10 protein-coding genes are annotated in these 15,660 nt (G+C 71.4%); 5 read left to right on the top strand and 5 right to left on the bottom strand.

Annotation, left to right across the window (positions count from 1 at the left end; genetic code table 11):
- From ACFC1K_RS12205 to ACFC1K_RS12195, 3 genes are read left to right on the top strand one after another with little or no spacing between them, the layout of a single operon-like run.
- The gene (locus ACFC1K_RS12205) at nt 1–354 is read left to right on the top strand and encodes a lycopene cyclase domain-containing protein (protein ID WP_310291667.1); all 354 of its coding nucleotides are present in this window, start codon (nt 1–3) and stop codon (nt 352–354) included.
- Nucleotides 351–674, top strand: a complete 324-nt coding sequence (locus ACFC1K_RS12200) for a lycopene cyclase domain-containing protein (RefSeq protein WP_375871841.1) — start codon at nt 351–353, stop codon at nt 672–674. The genes ACFC1K_RS12205 and ACFC1K_RS12200 overlap by 4 nt, the downstream gene beginning before the upstream one ends.
- Nucleotides 671–1,564, top strand: a complete 894-nt coding sequence (locus ACFC1K_RS12195; RefSeq protein ID WP_375871840.1) for a prenyltransferase — start codon at nt 671–673, stop codon at nt 1,562–1,564. Before ACFC1K_RS12200 ends, ACFC1K_RS12195 begins: the two co-directional genes overlap by 4 nt.
- A 53-nt stretch (nt 1,565–1,617) precedes the next feature.
- On the opposite strand, the gene ACFC1K_RS12190 is transcribed toward ACFC1K_RS12195, so the two are convergent.
- A complete protein-coding gene (locus ACFC1K_RS12190) occupies nt 1,618–4,536 on the bottom strand; it encodes a UPF0182 family protein (protein WP_310291676.1) in 2,919 nt (972 codons plus the stop codon).
- Nucleotides 4,537–4,630: 94 nt separating this feature from the next.
- Nucleotides 4,631–5,758, bottom strand: coding sequence for a PDZ domain-containing protein (locus ACFC1K_RS12185; RefSeq protein ID WP_375871839.1), 1,128 nt, complete (start codon nt 5,756–5,758; stop codon nt 4,631–4,633).
- Between the two features lie 145 nt (nt 5,759–5,903).
- On the opposite strand from ACFC1K_RS12185, the gene ACFC1K_RS12180 reads away from it, so the two are divergent.
- Nucleotides 5,904–7,349, top strand: coding sequence for a zinc-dependent metalloprotease (locus tag ACFC1K_RS12180; RefSeq protein WP_375871838.1), 1,446 nt, complete (start codon nt 5,904–5,906; stop codon nt 7,347–7,349).
- Between the two features lie 783 nt (nt 7,350–8,132).
- Here ACFC1K_RS12180 and ACFC1K_RS12175 read toward each other — a convergent pair.
- The gene (locus tag ACFC1K_RS12175) at nt 8,133–9,905 is read right to left on the bottom strand and encodes an ATP-dependent helicase (RefSeq protein ID WP_375871837.1); all 1,773 of its coding nucleotides are present in this window, start codon (nt 9,903–9,905) and stop codon (nt 8,133–8,135) included.
- Nucleotides 9,902–10,816, bottom strand: coding sequence for an NAD(+) diphosphatase (gene nudC / locus ACFC1K_RS12170; protein WP_375871836.1), 915 nt, complete (start codon nt 10,814–10,816; stop codon nt 9,902–9,904). The genes ACFC1K_RS12175 and nudC overlap by 4 nt, the downstream gene beginning before the upstream one ends.
- 77 nt (nt 10,817–10,893) lie before the next feature.
- Here nudC and ACFC1K_RS12165 point away from each other — a divergent pair, with 77 nt between their 5' ends.
- Nucleotides 10,894–12,255: a phosphotransferase gene (locus ACFC1K_RS12165; RefSeq protein WP_375871835.1), complete on the top strand. Its 1,362-nt coding sequence runs from the start codon at nt 10,894–10,896 to the stop codon at nt 12,253–12,255.
- A gap of 49 nt (nt 12,256–12,304) precedes the next feature.
- Here ACFC1K_RS12165 and ACFC1K_RS12160 read toward each other — a convergent pair whose 3' ends face one another.
- Nucleotides 12,305–15,658, bottom strand: coding sequence for an ATP-dependent DNA helicase (locus tag ACFC1K_RS12160; protein ID WP_375872401.1), 3,354 nt, complete (start codon nt 15,656–15,658; stop codon nt 12,305–12,307).
- Between the last annotated feature and the right edge of the window lie 2 nt (nt 15,659–15,660).

The raw sequence follows: 15,660 nt of genomic DNA, 5'->3' as shown, positions 1-15,660 counted from the left end.
GTGCCGGGACTCTACCTCGCAGCCATCCTCGTCTCTGCGGTGGGCGTGCTGCTGATCGACCGGCGCTGGCGCCTCGCGGCGTGGCAGGCGCCCGGACGCACGGCTCTCGCAGTGGGCATCGGCACCGCGTTCTTCCTCGCGTGGGACGCCGTCGGTATCGCCACCGGTGTCTTCGTCAAGGGCGACAGCGCCCTGCTGCTGGGCGTCGACCTCGCCCCCCACCTCCCGCTCGAAGAGCCCGTGTTCCTCGCCTTCCTGAGCTACCTGGCCCTCGTCGCCTGGTCCGGCGCTCTGCGCCTCACAGAACGGCGGAGGACGGATGCTGCCTCCCCGCGCTCGGAGGCGAACCGATGACCTACTCCCTCATCGTCGTGCCGTTCGTCCTCATCACCGCGATCGTGGTGCTGCTGACAGCCCGCCGCGCGGCGTTCGGGCGCAGGATGACGGCATCCGTCATCGCCGCCGGCATCCTCGTCGTGCTCACCGCCGTGTTCGACAACATCATGATCGCCGCGGGGCTCTTCACGTACCCCGAGACGCTGATCTCGGGGGTGCGCATCGGTCTCGCCCCGATCGAGGACTTCGCCTACCCGGTGTGCGCGGCGTTCCTCGTACCTGCGGTCTTCACGCTGCTCGGGCCGTCGCGCTCGCATCGTGAGGAGGTGGCCTCGTGACCACTGCGGCGCCCCTTCGCGCGAGCACCGTCGTCCGGCAGCTGCTCATCGCCTCACGGCCCGTGAGCTGGATCAACACCGCGTACCCTTTCGCCGCCGCGTATGTCATGACCACGCGCGAAGTGGACCTGACCCTCGTGCTGGGCACGCTGTTCTTCCTCGTGCCGTACAACCTCGCGATGTACGGCATCAACGACGTGTTCGACTACGAGTCGGACCTCCGCAACCCGCGCAAGGGCGGCGCCCACGGTGCCGTGCTCGATCGGCGGATGCACCGCGTGACCCTGTGGGCCTCCGCGCTCCTGTGCCTGCCGTTCGTGGCCTATCTCGTGGTGATCGGGTCCGCGGTGTCGTGGCTCATCCTCGCCGCGAGCCTGTTCTTCGTCGTGTTCTACAGCGCGCCGCCGCTGCGGCTGAAGGAGCGGCCCTTCCTGGACTCCGTGACCAGCAGCATCCACTTCTTCTCCCCCGCCGTGTACGGGCTGGTCCTGGCGGAAGCCGCGTGGACGCCTGCGCTCGTGGCGCTCATCGGCGCGTTCGCGCTGTGGGGCATCGCCTCCCACGCGTTCGGAGCGGTGCAGGACGTCGTCGCCGACCGCGACGCGGGGATCGCATCGATCGCGACGGCGCGCGGCGCACGATGGACAGTGCGCTTCTCCCTCGCGTGCTACGCCGCGGCGGGGCTCGCGATGCTCGCGACGGCCTGGCCGGGACCGCTCGCGGCAGTGCTCGTGGTGCCCTACCTCGTGACGGTGTGGCCGTACCGCTCGATCGCCGACGCCGACGCGGCGGCCGCGACCACCGGATGGCGCCGGTTCCTGTGGCTCAACCAGTTCTCGGGCTTCGCAGTCACGCTGCTGCTCATCTGGTACGCGATCCTCACGGCATAGCCCCGGAACGCCGAAGGCCGGCCCCCGCGGGGACCGGCCTTCGTGCTACCGGCTTACGGCTGCTCGCCGAGCTGGATGAGCTTCTCGACCGCGGCGGTCAGGCGCTCGTCGGCCGCTCCATACGCGGCCCAGTCGCCCTTCTCGAGCGCCGCCTGGCGATCGAGCATCGCCTGCTGCGCGTCCTGCAGCGCCGCCTGGTACTCGTCGGTCGGCGTCGGCTGGGGCGTCGGCGCCGGCGTGGCGCCCGGCGTCGGCTCGGGAGTCGGCGCCGGCGTGGCGCCCGGCGTCGGCTGCACGTCGGTGTCACCCGCGTCGGCGCCGGAATCACCGCCGAACAGGGTGTCGAGAGCCTCGTTCAGTGTGTCTTCGAAGGCGATCTTGTCGCCGAACGAGACCAGCACCTTCTGGAGCTTCGGCAGCTTCGTGCCCGTCGACGACTGCACGAACACCGGCTGGACGTACAGCAGACCGCCACCGACCGGCAGGGTGAGCAGGTTGCCGTTGAGCACCTCGGACTGTCCCTGTTTCAGCAGGTTGATCTGCGCCGAGATCTGCGGATCCGAGTTGAACGTGTTCTGCACCTGGCCGGGACCGGGCACCGTCGTCTCGGCGTCGATCACCAGCATCCGGAGCTTTCCGTAGTCTTTGCTCTTGACGCCCGCTTCGCTTCCCGCGTTCGAGTCCACCGCGAGGTAGCCCATCAGGACGTTGCGGGTGTTGCCCGCCGTCGCCGCCGGGATGAACGACGTGAACATCGAGTATGTCGGCTGATCCTGGTCGGGCATCTGCATCGTCAGGTAGTAGGGCGGCTGCAGCGCAGTCTCTTCCTGCGGGTCGTTCGGCGTCTGCCAGCGGTTGTCGCTCTGGTAGAACGAGCGCGCGTCGTCGACGTGATAGACCCCGAGGATCGTGCGCTGCACCTTGAACAGATCGGTCGGGTACCGCACGTGGCTGATCAGGTCGGCCGACATGTCGCTGATCGGCTTGATCGTCGACGGGTAGACCTTCTGCCACGACTCCAGCACCGGGTCGCTCTCGTCCCACGCGTACAGCGTGACCGAGCCGTCGTACGCGTCGACGGTCGCCTTCACCGAGTTGCGGATGTAGTTGATGTCGTCGAGGGCGAAGCGCGGAGCCGGGTTCGACGAGTCCGAGATGGCCGACGTCAGGCTCACGGTCGACGAGTACGGGTAGTTGGCGCTCAGCGTGTAGCCGTCGATGATCCACACGATGCGTCCGTCGACGACACTCGGGTAGGCATCGTTGTCGAGCGTCAGGTAGGGCGCGACCTTCTGGACGCGCTCGCGCGGGTTGCGGTCGTAGAGGATCTGCGAGTCCTCGTTGACGTAGTCGGAGAACAGGATCTGCTCGGCCTGGAACTTGAGCGCGTAGATCAGCCTGTTGAAGACGTTGCCGAGGCTCGGGCCGCCCTCGCCGTCGAACGTGGTCTTGGTCTCGCCGGAGCCGTCCGCGCCCGACGGGTAGTCGAGTTCGACCGGCTCGGCCCCGGAAGGTGCCCCGACGATGGAGTACGTCGGCGAGTACTCGCCGAAGTACACCCGCGGCTGGAAGTCCTCCTGGTCGGAGAGGAACCCCGAGGCGGGGATGCCGCGCTCGAGGAACACGGGGTCGCCCTCGTTCGTGCGGTCGTTGCCCTTCGCGGCGACGAGGCCGTAGCCGTGCGTGTAGACGACCGCCGAGTTCTGCCAGTCGGCGGCGTTGCCGAGCTGCGCGAGGTTCAGCTCGCGCACCGAGACCACGGTGTCCTGCGAGACGCCGTCGATGTCGTACCGGTCGACGTCCAGCGGGTCGGCGAACTGGTAGTAGGACCGGTACTGCTCGAGCTGGCGCACGTTCGGCGAGATGATCGCGGGGTCCATGATGCGCACCTGGGCGGTGGTGGCCGCGTCGTCGCGCAGCTGGCCGGCCTCCACGTCGGTCACGGCCGTGAAGTCCTGCTGGTCGAGGTTGTCGACGCCGTACGCCTCGTGCGTCATGTCGACGTTGCGCTGGTAGTAGTCCTCTTCGAGGGCGAAACGGTTCGGCTGCACCTGGAAGGTGTTGACGACCCACGGGTAGCCGACCCCGACGACGATCGCCGACACGACGAGCAGTGCGGTCGCGATGAGCGGGTAGCGCCAGCGGCCGATGATCGCGGTGACGAAGAACAGGATGGCGACGATGACCGCCGCGAAGGCGAGGATCGTCTGGCCGGGGATGATCGCGTTGACGCCCGTGTAGCCAGGGCCGGTGATGCGGTCGCCGGGCTCGACGAGGGTCTTGTAGCGGTCGAGCCACAGGCTCGCGCCCTGCACCAGCAGGTACAGACCCGCGGTCACCGCGAGCTGGATGCGCGCCGACTTGGAGATGCGGAGCTCCCGCTGGCCGATGCGCACCGAGCCGTAGAGGTACGAGACGAGCGCCGTGACGAGCAGGCAGATCAGGAGGACCGCCGAGACGAAGCCGATGAGCGAGCTCCAGAACGGCATGGCGAACATGTAGAAGCCGGTGTCGAGCCCGAACTCGGGGTCGGTCGTCTTGGTGGCGACGCCGTTGAACCACAGCCACGTGGTCTCCCACTGGGCCGAGGCGGCGAAGCCGGCGAAGAAGCCGAAGAAGATCGGGATGCCCCACATCGCGAGCCTGCGCAGCGGCTCGACGACCTCCTGGTAGCGGTCGAGCTGCGAGCTCAGCCGTGCGTAGACGGGGCGCAGCCGGTAGGCGAGCTGGATGGAGAGCCACACCGGCACCGCCATCCCGAGGAAGCCGACCGCGAACATCACGACGCGCGCGACCCACTGGGTGAGCAGCACCTCCGAGAACCCGAGCTGGTCGTACCACAGCCAGTCCGCGTAGAGGCTGGCGAAGATGAAGAAGGCCACCACGAGCGCGGCGATGATCGCCAGGGTGATGGCTATGACGCGTCGGGTGCGGGAGGGTGTGGCCGGAGTCGGCGCGGAGGTCGTGGTCACGTTCCCATCCTAGGCGCGCGATTCTCGGCGCCCGCCTTGTCCTCCCTGGGCGAACTCTAAGAAACTCGCAACGTTTCGGGCACGATCGGCGCGGTCACTTGAGCGTGCAGGTCGGGAGCGCGTCGAGATCGCCGTCCGAGCTCACCGCGTCGAGCACCGCCAGCGCATCGTCCAGATCCTCGACCGAGAACACGCGGAGATCTCCCGGGATGTGACCCACGACCTCGTCGCAGTTCGCCTCGGGAGCGAGGAACCACTGGGCGCCGGCATCGAGCGCACCCCACATCTTCTGACGGATGCCTCCGATCGGCCCGACCTCGCCGTCGGCGGTTATCGTGCCCGTGCCGGCGACCTGCTGCCCGCCGTTGAGCTCCCCCGGGGTGAGCGTGTCGATGATCCCGAGCGCGAACATCATGCCGGCGCTGGGTCCGCCGACGTTGTTCAGCTGGATGGTGACGTCGATCGGGAAGTCGTAGTCCGTCGTGAGGTTGACGCCGAGGATCCAGGTCGTCTTCCCCGCCTCGTCGGTGGTCTCCTTCGGGGTGACCTCCACCGTCTGCTGCTCGCCGTCGCGCTCGATGAGGAGCTCGACAGGAGCGCCCTCCCCTTCGTTGATGACCGAGCGCAGCGTCGAGACATCCGTGAGCTCCTCGCCGTTCGCCTCGAGGATGAGGTCACCCTGCTCGAGGATCCCTTCCGCGGCGGCGCCGTCGATGACGGAGTAGACCGACAGGGTCCCGCCCACGTCGTAGCCGAGCTCGGTCAGAGCAGCGGCGGTCGCCTCGTGCTGGGAGTCGACCATCATCTGGGCGTTCTCCTCGTTGCGCTCGTCGGTGGTCTGATCAGCCGGGAAGATCGCGTCGATCGGCATGACGGCCCGGCTCGGGTCGAACCACGCCATGGCGAGCTCGAACCACGACGGGGTGTGCTCGCGATTGCCCTGCACCTGCACGGTGAGGAGGTCGAGCGAACCGTCCGTGGGGTAGGTCTCGGCGCCCTCGACCGAGATCAGGGGCACCTCCTCCCCGTCTGCGTTCTGCGCCGTGCCGAGCGTGTTGTACACCGGACCCGGTCGCTGGATGACGTACGAGGTCGGCAGGAACGTGATGACGAGGAGCACCACCATCGCGACGGCGAGCGCCCATACGCCTGCCAGCGTGCGGCGGGACATCCGCGGCCGTGGGGCGGGCTCGATCGTCGTGTTCTCGTCGAACAGGGCCACGCGGGACCTCTCTTCCGTGCCTTGTCGGTGATGCGCCTGGTCGTTCGCGACCGGCGTAAGGCGTTCGGGTCCTTGCCGGGAAGTGCGACGGATGCTGGGACTAGCGTAGGACGCAACCTCATCGACCGGCTGAAAGGCGGCTGAAGTGGCAGACGACGTCACTGGCGGGGGCGACCCCAGCCCCGAGGACGACTTCCAGGAACTCATCCGCCAGCTGTTCGGCGGCGCGGCGGGCGACTTCGACCCCGAGCAGCTGTCGCGGCTGTCTGGCATGAACATCGACCCCGCGATGATGCAGGCGGTCATGCGCCAGCTGCAGGGGGCCTTCGAGGGCGCCGATGAGAACGGCATCTCGTGGGACATGGCGAAGCGCCAGGCGCTGCACATCGCCAACCAGGAGGGCCTGGGTGTGACCGCGGGTCAGCGCACGGACCTCGACCAGGCGTTCGCGCTGGCGACGCTGTGGCTGAGCGAGGCGACCACGATCGCGGAGCTGCCCGCTCCTCCGGCGACGCTCACGCGCGGCGCCTGGGTCGAGGCGACGCTGCCCGTCTGGCAGGAGCTCGCCGCTCCGGTCGCCACGAGCATCGCCGACGCGCTCACGTCAGCGCTGAGCGAGCAGGCGCCCGAAGACATGCAGGGGCTCGTGCAGGGCGCCGGGCGCCTCATGCGCACGGTCGGCGGTTCGCTCTTCGCGTCGCAGCTCGGTCAGGTGGTCGGCAACCTGTCCAAGGAGGTCGTGAGCGGCGGCGATGTCGGCATCCCGCTGATGCCCGACGGCCAGGCCGCGATCCTTCCCCAGAACTTCGCCGACTTCGGGCGCGACCTCGAGGTGCCCGAAGACCAGCTCGCGCTGTACGTCGCGACGCGCGAGCTCGCGCACGCGCGCCTCTTCCGTCACGCACGGTGGCTGCGCCTGCATGTGATCTCGCAGGTCACCGATTTCGCGCGGGGCGTGCACGTCGACACGGATGCCCTGGAGGATCTCGCCACGCGCTTCGACCCGTCCGAGCCCGAGGAGCTCCGCCGTGCGATCGAGAGCGGCGCGCTGCTGCCCGCCCGCTCCGAGGCCCAGGAGGCCGCCCTCGCCCGCCTGGAGAACCTCCTCGCGACGGTCGAAGGGTGGGTCGAGGTCGTCACCGAGGACGCCACCTCGCGCCTCCCCTCGGCACAGCGCATCTCGGAGGCCGTTCGCCGTCGCCGCGCCGTCGGCGGTCCGGCCGAGCGTGCGCTGGGCTCGCTCGTCGGCCTCGAGATCCGGCCGCGCCGCATGCGCGAGGCCGCCGCGATGTGGCGCGCCGTGACCGATGCCGTCGGCCCCGCCGCGCGCGACGCGCTGTGGGACTACCCCGACCTCATGCCGAGCGCGTCCGACATCGACGATCCCGCAGCGCTCGTCGCCCGCCTGGAGGCTCGCGCCCGCGGCGAGGAGCCGGTGCGCGATGAGATGGACGACGCCCTGGCGCGCCTCCTCGCGGGCGAGGAGCCCGGCGGCTCGTCCGCGGACGAGGCATCCGATCCCCCCTCCGAGTCCGACGGATCCGGCGACGACGGCGAGAGCGGCGCGCCCGACGACCACCGGCCCGTGTAAGCGGCGGATCGGGGTCGGGTCGCCGGCTCCTCCCCAGGCTGTCCCGGCGCAGCGAAGGCGCCTCGCGGCCTGTGGATACCCGTTGCGGACCCGGGACTTCCGACAGGATCGGGCGCATGCTGCGACTCGACCCCTCGTATCCCCCGGTGTGGCGGACCGACTCGACGATCCAGTTCGGCGCCGAGCCGGTCGTGGTCCTCGACGATCCGCACCCCTGGCAGCAGCGCCTCCTCCGCGAGTTGGAGCGCGGCATCCCCGACGGCGCCGCGGTCCCTTTGGCGCAGGCGCTCGGTGCGCCGGACGCGGCCGCCGCTTCGCGGTTCCTGTCGCGTATCCGCCGGGCGCTCATGACGGATGCCGCGGCGGCACGTCCCCGCGTCACGATCCAGTGCGCCGCGGAGGTGCCCGACCGCCATCGTGACGCGGTCGCCGCGGGCCTCGCCGCAGAAGGGTACGACGTCCGCGCCGCTCACCGCTTCGACGGCATCGGCGGCGGCACGGATGCCGCGGCCGTCGTCTTCCTCGTGCATCGCGTCGTGGCGCCCGGTGCGGCCGCCGCACTCATGGCCGCCGACGTCGATCACGTGCCGATCGCACTCACCGGCTCGGGCGCGGAGGTCGGACCCGTCGTGGAGCCCGGCCGCAGCGCGTGCGTCGCCTGCGTCGCGGCTCACCGTCGCGACAGCGATCCCTCGTGGCCGGCTGTCGCTGCACAGCTGCTCGGGCGCCCCGTCGAGAGTGAGCCCTCGGTGCTGTGGGAGGCGGGGATGGTGGCCGGACGCCTCATCGCGGAGCGCGCGCGGAACCCCTCGGCCGACCGGACCCGGTCGGTGACCCTGCGCGCCGGCTCGCTGCACCGGCACGTGCGGTCGCACCTCCCGCACGCAGAGTGCCGTTGCCGATCTCTCGCAGGAACCGCGACGGCTGCCGCTCCCGTACGCCTCGAGCCCACGACAGCGACAGCGTTCGCCCAGCCCGCGTGATGCCGACGTACGCGAGGCGCCGCTCCTCGTCGACCTGCTCGAACGTCGTGGCGTACGAGATCGGAAGAAGGCCTTCCGCGACGCCGATGAGGTGCACGTGCTCCCACTCCAGGCCTTTGGCAGCGTGCAATGTCGCCAGCGTCACCGTCCGCATCGCAGGCTCGTCGTGCGCCTTTGCCCGGGCGGTGAGTTCGTCTGCGAACGCCCGGAGGGTGGTCCCCTCGGGCGCCTCCTGGGCGAGACGCAGCAGAGCCGCTCGAGCCTCCCACGCGTCGCGGAGAGCGCCGCCCGCCTCCGGCGGCTCGTCCGTGAGGCCTCGCGAGCGCAGGATGTCGCGCACGGTGTCGACCAAGCCGCTCTCGATGGGTGCCACCGAGGCCGCACGGAGCTCCATCACCGCCTGCCGCACCTCGGGCATGTCGAAGAAGCGGCGGCCGCCGAGGACCGTGGTCGCGATCCCCGCGTCGGAGAGGGCGGCGACGAGCTCTGCGGACTGCGCATGAGCGCGGTAGAGCACGGCGATGTGGCGCGGGTCCGCGCCGTCGGCGATCTGTGCGGTGATCCGCGCCGCCACGGCGCGCGCCTCGTCGCGGTCGTCCTCGAATGCGGTCACCGTCGGAACGGGGGCCGACTCGATGTCGGCGTCGCGATCGGCGGCCGCTGAGAGGTGCAGCGCCCCGGGACGACCGCGCATCAGCTCGTTCGCGACTGCCAGGATCGGGGCATCCGATCGATAGTTCGTCTCGAGACGCACCACGCGGGCGCCTTCGAAGCGCGAGGGGAAATCGAGGAGGTAAGCCGCATCGGCGCCGGCGAACGAGTAGATGGTCTGGCTCGCGTCGCCGACGACGCAGAGGTCGCGGCGGTCCCCCAGCCACAGCTCGAGCAGGCGGTTCTGCAGGGGCGAGACGTCCTGGAACTCGTCGACCGTGAAGTGGCGGTACTGCTCGCGAACGGCCTTGGCGACCTGGGGCTCGGCCTCGAGCATGCCGGCGCAGGCGAGCAGCACGTCCTCGAAATCGAGCTGGCGGCGTTCGTCCTTCAGCTTCTCGTAGGCGTGCTGCAGCGCCACCACGCGCTCGACCCCGAGGCGACCGACGCCGTTCGGGCGGGCCGCCGCGTACGCGTCGACGCTCAGCATTGAGACCTTGCGCCACTCGATCTCGGAGGCGACGTCGCGCAGCGTCGCCACGTCGGGCGCGAGCCCGATTCCGTCGGCCGCGTGAGCGAGCATCCTCACCTTGTTGTCGACGATGCCCGGAGCGGTGTCCCCCGCGAGCGTCGGCCAGAAGAAGTTGAGCTGCGCGAGCGCGGCCGCGTGGAACGTACGGGCCGACACCCCGCCGACGCCCATCGCGCGCAGACGCCCTCGCATCTCACCGGCGGCCTTGGTCGTGAAGGTCACCGCCATGACGCGTCCGGGCGAGTACGCGCCGGTGTCGACGCCGTGGGCGATACGGTGCGTGATGACGCGGGTCTTGCCCGTGCCGGCGCCGGCCAGCACCGCAACGGGTCCGCGCAGGGCGGTCGCCGCCTCGAGCTGATGCTCGTCCAGCCCTGCGAGGGCGCTCACGCCCGCTCCGCGTGCCAGTCGGCGATGAGCCGGTGCGCGATGGACGCCCGCCCGGGAAGCACGACGTCGCCCTCGCCGGCGAGCGCCCGGCCGATCTCGTCGCGCGTGAACCACCGGACCGCGGCGATCTCCTCGCCGTCGGCACGCGCCGCCGCATCGTCGCGGGACTCGGCGAGGAAGCCGACCATGAGCGAGCGCGGGTACGGCCATGCCTGAGACCCGCGGTAGGTCACCGCGCCGACCGCGATGCCGGACTCCTCGGCCACCTCGCGGCGCGCGGCCGCCTCGAGCGACTCGCCGGCCTCGACGAAGCCTGCGAAGCACGAGAACCGATCGGCACCCCACAGGGCGTTCGAGCCGAGGAGCAGCAGATCAGGGTCCGCCGTGCTCGTGATCGCGACGATCACCGCGGGATCGGTGCGCGGGAAGTGCTGCCGCCCGCAGTTCGGGCAGCGGCGCGACCAGCCCGCGTCACCGAGGATCGTGCGGGTGCCGCACGCCGGGCAGAACGGCGCGTCGACGAGCCAGCGTCCGAGGCTCAGCGCCTCGACGAACGCACCGGCGTCGCGGGGCGACAGCAGAGCCCCCACCGTCCGCAGGCCCGCCCAGCCCGCCGGGGCGGCGAACAGGTCGTCGTCCTGCGACGCGAACACTGCGGCGAGCAGAGCCGCGCCGTCGTCATCACGTCCCAGGAAGGCCCACTCGGCTCCGTCGGGCACGTCCGCGGGGGTGCGCCATTCGAGGGCATCGGGTGCGGCGAGCGGTGCGGAGTCGCCGACCACGACGAGGACGCAGGACGCAGCATCCTTCTTCGCCGTCTCGAGGAGGTCCGGAATCAGCCTCTCATCGGCCGCGCGATCGAGTCCGGGGTGCGCCAGCGGATTGAGGCTGGTGCTGTCGTGCGCCGTCATCGAACATGCTCCGCTTCGTCGTTCAGGGCCGGGCGTGGCGCGGGGACGGACGAGCGCGACCGACCTACCCTGGGCACATGGCACGCTCACCCCTCACTCTAGCCGCGTCGGTCACGTCGGCTCTCCCGCGGGTCGGCGTCGTCGGAGTCGGCACCCTCACCGAGGGAGCGGCCGGCCGATTCGACGCGGCGGTCGCCGATCTCGACGATGGGCGGCGGGTGGTCGTACGTGTCCCTGCCGACGCCTCGTCCGCTCCTGAACTCGCCGCGGAAGTGCGCGCGCTGCGCGCGCTGACCCCCGGTGTGAGGGGCCTCCTCCCCTTCCGCGCGCCCGAACTCCTCGGCGAGGCGGGCCTCGGCGACACGCGTGTCGTCGTCGTCGACTTCCTTCCCGGCTACCGCGTCGATGCGGCGCACCTGCCGCCCGGACGCGGCGCGGCGACCTCGCTCGGTGCCGCGCTCGCGGCGCTGCACGCGCTCCCGCATTCGATCGTCAAGAGCGAGGGCCTGCCGGCGCGCACCCCGCAGCAGGTGCGCGCCGACGTCACGCGAATGATCGAACGCGCCGTCGCGACCCGCCGACTGCCGGTGAGCCTCGCCGAGCGCTGGCACCGGGCCGTCGACGCCGACGAGCTGTGGCGCTTCGAGTCCGCCGTCGTGCTCGGCGGCGCGGGAGCCGCCTCGTTCCTGTTCGAGGACCTCGACGGCGTTCCGACCGTGACCGGACTGCTCGAGTGGCACGGGCTGTCGATCGGTGACCCCGCGACCGACCTGCAGTGGCTCGCGTCGGCCCCCGACGCCGCCGATGACGTCTACGCCGCCTACGTCGCCGGCAGCGGCCGCGCTCCCGACGCCCGGTCGCGCGAGCGCGCACGCCTCTACGCCGAGCTCGAGTTCGCGAAGTGGCTCGTGCACGGCCACGACGCCGACCGCGACGACATCGTCGCCGACGCCGTCGAACTGCTCGAATCCCTCGCCGGCGGGGTCGCCGGCGACGACATCCTCTCGTCGGCCGCACTCGACGTCGACGACGCGATCGCCCTGCTCGAGCGCACGCCCGGCGCGGGCGCGCCGACCATCGACACGTCGATGCAGACCGATGCGTACGACCCCGAGGAGCTGGCGCAGTGGGTCGCCGACGAGGACGACGCGCGACGCGAGACGGGGCCGGTGCCACCCGCGCCGGAGTCCTTCGACACGCAGGAGATCACCGCCGAGGAGCTCGCCGCCTTCCGGCCCGTCGATCTCGATCCGGCCGCGGTGGAACTGCCCGCGATCCACCCGGACGACGACCTCTCCACCGCGCCCATCACGCTGCCGACGGGCGCCGCCGCGAACGGGTCCGGTTCCCGAGACGACGACCGCGACGGCGGTCTGGATGCCGCAGCCGAAGCGGAGCGCGCATCCGAGGCGGCGCTGCGCCGCTGGCTGGCCGACTGACGCGACGCCGCGACATTGCGCGGCCCCGACCGGGCCCCGCATCGGGGACTCAGCTTCGGAGGATGACGTCCTCGGCGACGTAGTAGAGCGCGACATCGATCTCGTCGAGCGGCACGCCGTGCTTCGAGTGATAGGCCTGTCGGTACAGCTCGAGCTGCAGCATCCGCTCGTCCTTCTCGGCCGGGGTGCGCGGCGCCACGCCGGTCTTCCAGTCGACGATCTCGATGCGCCCGCCGCGGTCGTCGCGCCGGTACACGGCGTCGAGCTTGCAGATCACGATGTGCGGCAGACCGTCGGGACCGATGGTGGTGAAGTCGATCTCGGTCTCGACCTCGATCGGCTGCAGCGCCGCCCACTCCGACGCGAGGAAGCGTTCCCGCAGGGCCGCGAGCGCGGCGGCGTCCTCGACCGAGGCCTCCGTCCCGGGAAGGTCCTCGTCGGTCTCCCACAGCGCGTCGTCGAGCGAGCCGCCGAGTCCCGCGCGGCCCGAGCGCTGTTCGACCCAGGCGTGGAACAGCGTGCCGAGGCGGGTCTGGCGGAAGGGTCGCTCGGGCATCGGCCGGGCGATACCCGCGAGGGTGCCCTCGAGGTCCGCCACGTACTCCTTGTAGCGCGACGCCGCGATGCGCGTCGGCGCCGTGTGCACCGGGCGCGCACGGCGCGCCTCGCGCTCGGCGAGCAGCAGCGCCGCCTGGGGATCGATCTCGGCACGCGGTGCGCCCAGCGCGGCTTCGACCGTGGCCGCAGCACCGGCCACCGCCGCCCTGCGGGCACCCAGCGGATCGATCGGCCACTGGAGCACGCGTCGCTCCCCCTGGTACGGATCGTCGCCGGGTTCGTCGTCGGCGAGCGGCACCTCGAGTGCCTCGGCGATCTCGGCGAAGAACGTGCTGCGGGTGCGGGGGCGTTTGGTGCCCGACCACGTCGCACCGGTGAGCAGCAGGTGATCGCGGGCGCGGGTGACGGCGACATACGCCAGACGGCGGTCCTCTTCGAGCTGCCGGGCCCGATTCGCCTCGACGAACGTCTCGATCGCCTCTTTGAGATCCTGCTGCGTCTCGGCCGACTGCCAGCCGAGAGCCGGCAGCCAGGCCGCATCACCGCGGAACGCGTACGGCAGGACGCCGAAGCCCAGCCACGCCTTCGTGTCACGGGGTGCGCTGGGCAGCTCGTCCTTGACGAGCCGAACGACGGCGACGGCGTCCCACTCGAGGCCCTTGGATCCGTGGATCGTCAGCAGCTGCACGACGTCGTCCTCGGGCGGCTCGGTGCGCGGCGCGAACTCGTCCAGCTGCTCGGCGTGGTCGAGCCACGCGAGCAGGCTCGACAGCGACCCGGTCTCGTCGGCGGCGAGGAACGCGTGCACCTCGTCGACGAACGCCCGCAGCTGCGCCGACGCGACGCGCGCGGGGCCGCGTGACTCGTTCGCCGCGAGCTCGATGTCGAGCCGCAACTCGAGCTCGATCAGCCGCACCAGCTCGGGGATCGGCATGCCGCTCGCCTGACGGAGTCCCGCGAAGACGGATGCCGCGTCCCGCAGCCGCTCGCGCGCCCCGGGTGTGAAGCCCTCGAGCCAGCCGTGATCCGGCTTCTGGCGCAGCACGAAGTCGAGGGCATCGACGAGCGACCCGTCGTCGTCGCCTGCGCTGCCCCGGATGCGCTCGACCACTTCTGGTGAGAGGGGCTGCAGCGCGGTGTCGTGGCGTGCCAGGCGGCGGGACAGCGCCGCGAGCTCGCGCAGGTCGGGGAGCCCGATCGCCCACCGCGGCCCCGACAGCAGCCGGATGAGCGCGGATCCGGCAGATGGGTCGCTGATGACGCGCAGCGTGCAGACGACGTCGACCACCTCGGGCGTCGACAGCAGGCCGCCGAGTCCGAGGATGCGGTGCGGGATGCCGCGGCGCCCGAGCGCGTCGCCGAAGCGCACCATGTGCTTCTTGCTGCGGAAGAGGATCGCCCCCGTGGTCGACCGTCCGTCGTCGGCGCGCTCGGCGCGCACCCGTGCGAACCACTCCGCGACGCGGTCGGCCTCGGTGTCGAGGTCTCCGTCGAAGCCGAGCTCGACCATGCCCGCGGGTGCTCCCGGCCGTGGCTGCAGCTCGCCGACCGCGACGGAGGCGGATGCGGCGAGCGGCGCGAGCACCGCGTTCGCCGCCGTGAGCACTGCGGCGCTGTTGCGCCAGCTCGTCAGGAGCGAATACTGCGCGCATGCCGCGCCCGGTGCGAAGGCCGCTGAGAAGCCGCCGAGGTTTCCGGCGCTGGCACCGCGCCAGCCGTAGATCGCCTGGTGCGGATCGCCGACCGCCATCACCCCGGTGCCGGCGAAAAGGGTGGCCAGCAGGTCGGTCTGCACCACGGAGGTGTCCTGGTACTCGTCGAGCAGGACGACGCGGTAGCGGTCGCGCAGCTCTTCGGCGACCGCGCGGTGGCTCGCGACCACCTCCAGCGCGCCGGCGACCTGATCGGAGAAGTCGATGACCCCGAGACGGAGCTTCTCCGCGGCGTACTCGCGCGCGAGGTCGGCGAGCAGCGCGAGCGCATCGACGCGGTCGGCGGCATCGGCGACGTCGGCGTACACCGTAGTGCGCCGATTCGTCGACGGCAGCTCCCGCACGGTGCGGAAGCGCTCGGGGAAGGCGGCCAGCGCGTCGAAGTCGACGAGGTTGTCGACGCCGTCCCGCGCGATCCGCAGGGCCGCGTCGACGATCGTGCGCACCGCCTCGCCGCGGTCCTCGAGGCGCGGGTCGTCGGAGGCGAACACGACGCGACGCATGAGGAGCCAGGCCGCGGACTCCGAGAGGACGGCGGCCTCGGCATCGCGTCCGATCCGGAGCGCATGCTCGCGCACGATCTGGTCGGCGAAGCTGTTGTAGGTCGCGACGCTCGGCCGGTGCAGCAGCGCGTCGTCGACGGAATCCTGCGGGACGGCGCCGACCGTCTGCGCGAGCGCGTCGAGCAGGCGGTGGCGCTCCGCGGTCGCCCGCGCGCCGTCGGCGCCGGACCGCTCGAGCTCGCCGAACACGTCGAGCCGCCCCTCACCCGCGAACGCGGGCAGCGCCGGCAGGAGGCCGCGGCGCTCGAACTCCGCCAGGCGTCCGAGGCGCTTCTGGATGCGCTCCGCGAGCTCGCCTGCGGCCTTGCGTGTGAACGTGAGGCCGAGCACCTCGTCGCGGCGGACGATGCCGTTCGCCACGAGCCACACGACCCGTGCCGCCATCGTCTCGGTCTTGCCGCTGCCGGCCCCGGCGACGACGAGGGCGGGCGTCAGGGGCGCCTCGATCACCGCGATCTGCTCGTCGGTCGGCGGGAACTGCCCGAGTGCGGACGCGATCACGCGCGCCGACAGCCGCGGAGTCGGGGACACGGATGCCGGCGCCACAGGCTGCGGACTCGCTCCCTGCACGA

The sequence above is a fragment of the Microbacterium sp. NPDC056057 genome (genome assembly GCF_042266945.1).
In the GTDB taxonomy this organism is placed as follows: Bacteria; Actinomycetota; Actinomycetes; order Actinomycetales; family Microbacteriaceae; genus Microbacterium; species Microbacterium trichothecenolyticum_C.
This window is presented reverse-complemented; position numbering and strand designations above follow the sequence as displayed.

What these genes read in the sequence shown, in the direction of transcription:
- ACFC1K_RS12200 (WP_375871841.1), top strand. Translation starts at nt 351, where the DNA reads ATGACCTACTCCCTCATCGTCGTGCCGTTCGTCCTCATCACCGCGATC.
- nudC (WP_375871836.1), bottom strand. Translation starts at nt 10,816, where the DNA reads ATGACGGCGCACGACAGCACCAGCCTCAATCCGCTGGCGCACCCCGGA.
- ACFC1K_RS12165 (WP_375871835.1), top strand. Translation starts at nt 10,894, where the DNA reads ATGGCACGCTCACCCCTCACTCTAGCCGCGTCGGTCACGTCGGCTCTC.